General features: G+C 64.4%; 1 protein-coding gene. It reads left to right on the plus strand.

All coding sequences use genetic code 11. The annotated features are described in order from the left end of the window. A partial coding sequence (locus Q5762_RS37470; RefSeq protein WP_315896780.1) for a DDE-type integrase/transposase/recombinase occupies nucleotides 1-357 on the plus strand: 357 nt, incomplete at both ends.

A 357-nucleotide genomic window follows, 5' to 3' on the forward strand; every position in this document is an offset into this window, starting at 1 on the left:
GTCTTTATCGATTACTGCGGACCGACCGTGTCGGTGGTGGACCGGAGCACCGGAGAGATGCGTCAGGCCCAGGTCTTTGTCGCCGTGCTTGGCGCCTCCAGCTACACCTTCGCCGAGGCCACCGGGAGCCAGAGCCTGCCGGACTGGATCGCCTCCCACCAACGGATGCTGACGTTCTTCGGCGGGGTGCCGGCACTGCTGGTTCCGGACAACCTCAAGGCAGCGGTCACCAAGGCGGACCGTTACACCCCGAAGATCAACGAGACCTACGCTGAACTGGCTGCTCACTATCAGACGGCGGTGCTGCCCGCGCGTCCCTACAAGCCCAAGGACAAGGCAAAGGCTGAAGCCGCCGTG

It is taken from the genome of Streptomyces sp. P9(2023) (assembly GCF_032436795.1).
GTDB lineage: Bacteria > Actinomycetota > Actinomycetes > Streptomycetales > Streptomycetaceae > Streptomyces.